Here is a 2465-nt window from a genome sequence, read left to right on the forward strand (position 1 = left end):
CAACACCGCTATGTGACTGCCCATGTGGATACGCTGGGTGCTATTGTCCGTGCTGTCAAACCGGATGGCCGTCTCAAATTGGATCGTATCGGTGGTTTCCCTTGGAACATGATTGAGGGAGAGAACTGTACGGTTCATGTGGCTAGTACAGGTAAAACGGTATCTGGAACTATCCTCATCCACCAGACATCTTGCCATGTCTACAAGGATGCAGGAACTGCTGAACGTACTCAGGACAATATGGAAGTGCGTTTGGATGCAAAAGTAACCAATGAAAAAGAAACCCGCGCCTTGGGTATTGAGGTTGGAGACTTTATTAGTTTCGATCCGCGAACAGTTGTGACAGAAACTGGTTTTATCAAGTCTCGACACTTGGATGACAAGGTCAGCGCAGCAATTTTGCTCAATCTTCTTCGTATTTACAAGGAAGAGGGGATTGAATTGCCAGTAACAACTCATTTTGCTTTTTCAGTCTTCGAAGAGGTGGGTCACGGTGCCAACTCCAATATTCCAGCTCAGGTAGTGGAATATCTAGCTGTAGATATGGGAGCTATGGGCGATGACCAACAGACGGATGAGTACACAGTATCTATCTGTGTCAAGGATGCTTCTGGTCCTTATCACTATGACTTCCGTCAACACTTAGTAGCTTTGGCGAAAGAGCAAGATATTCCATTTAAGCTGGATATCTATCCATTTTATGGATCGGACGCTTCAGCAGCTATGTCAGCAGGAGCAGAGGTCAAACACGCCCTCCTTGGAGCTGGTATTGAATCCAGTCACTCTTACGAACGAACACACATTGATTCGGTCGTGGCGACTGAGCGTATGGTAGACGCCTATCTCAAGAGCACCTTGGTGGAGTAAAGGGGCGATAAAGTATTATGTTTGAAATGCTGAAACAATTAGCAACGCCTGCTATAATAACGGGGTTAGTTTCGGGTTTGTATGCTTATTTCCAAAAGAAAAAAGAGGAATATCGTAAGTATGTGTATGAAAATAAACAAGAAAACTTTAAAGAACTAGTTGTTTATGCCGATGAACTGGTAGATAAAGGAATTACTAATCCAGATTTAGAAAAACTACTTTTTAAAATTTCTCAAAACATTAATCCGTATGGACGAAAAATAAAAACTTTTGGAAAATATCAGTGGATAGAAGATGATGGATATATATGGTATCAAATAGAAATTATAGAGAAAAAACTTGCTTCTCAAATACTTCAAATAGAGGATTTAAAAGAACTAGCTCATCGGATACAAATTGCTAAACGATTACTAGATATAAAAGTAGAAAAAAATATTCCGCTTATAAGTTCAGCTAAAATATGGTTTTATTTATTTCAGTATGCGATGTTATTACTTCAGCTATTTTTCATTTACTTTGGGTATCAGAGTTTTATAGAACAACCTACTGGACCCTCTTTGTTATTGGCTTATTTGCTGCTTGTTGTAATTTTAATTTTTTTACTCCCAGAATTTAGTGTTGATGAAAGTGATGATGGAAGATCTGGAATATTTATTACAGTGTGCCTTTTCTATATTGTCGCAGTTGATACTGTAATATCGTATTATTTGTATAAAAATTTATCTATTGTTCTTATTGTTGGAATAGTTTCACTTTGTTTAAGTATTGGTGTAATATTTTTAAAAGCTATTATCTTCGGAGAAAGTGAAATTGGTAAGGTATCTACAATTTATATCGAAGAATATAGAAAACTACAGGGACCTAAGTTAAGTAAGAGACGCTTTATAGATAATTTTACAGTTATTCCATTTTTTAATAAGATTCAAAAATTATTTCACAAAGATAAGAGGGAGGGGAATGATGACCTATGAACACCGACTTTTTGACCTTAATCACATCCTTCTCGACTTTGAAGCAGTGGATATCCGAGGGGTAAATAAAGCAGGGATTGACAGTGAGTGATTTAATCCCTATGTGCTTGAGAATGCAAGTATAGCTAATCCCGAGCTGTCAGGCTCAAGATATTTTGAACTTATTAGAGTTGAAAGGAGAGACTCATGTGTCTTATTTGTGAGCGGATAGACCTAATTAAAGCGGGGAAAAATCCCTACTTTGTAAAAGAACTAGAAACAGGCTATGTTGTTATTGGGGATCACCAATACTTTAAGGGCTATACCTTATTTCTGGCAAAAGAACATATAACAGAACTCCACCATATGGAGACTTCTGAAAAACTGCGTTTTCTAGAGGAAATGAGTTTAGTCCAAGAAGCAGTCGCCAAAGCGTTTAAAGCTGAAAAGATGAACATCGAACTTCTAGGAAATGGAGATGCCCACGCTCACTGGCACCTCTTTCCAAGACGGTCAGGTGATATGAAGGGGCATGGGCTTAATGGCCGTGGTCCAGTCTGGTGGGTGCCCTGGGAAGAAATGGCGTCAGAAGATTGCCAAGTGAAATCCCATGAGTTGGAACAAATGATTAAAGCCTTATCCGATGAA

Annotated in this window: 3 protein-coding genes; all 3 read left to right on the forward strand. The window is 38.7% G+C overall.

All coding sequences use genetic code 11. The features are described from left to right. Positions 1 to 867: M42 family metallopeptidase (locus tag GMD6S_RS11105; RefSeq protein WP_000300983.1), on the forward strand; the 867-nt coding region annotated here is incomplete at its 5' end. 26 nt (positions 868 to 893) lie between these two features. Then, positions 894 to 1838, forward strand: a complete 945-nt coding sequence (locus tag GMD6S_RS11110) for a hypothetical protein (RefSeq protein WP_223341662.1) — start codon at positions 894 to 896, stop codon at positions 1836 to 1838. A gap of 186 nt (positions 1839 to 2024) precedes the next feature. Continuing rightward, positions 2025 to 2465: HIT family protein (locus GMD6S_RS11115; RefSeq protein ID WP_000335583.1), on the forward strand; the 441-nt coding region annotated here is incomplete at its 3' end.

Source organism: Streptococcus sp. GMD6S (assembly GCF_000297015.1).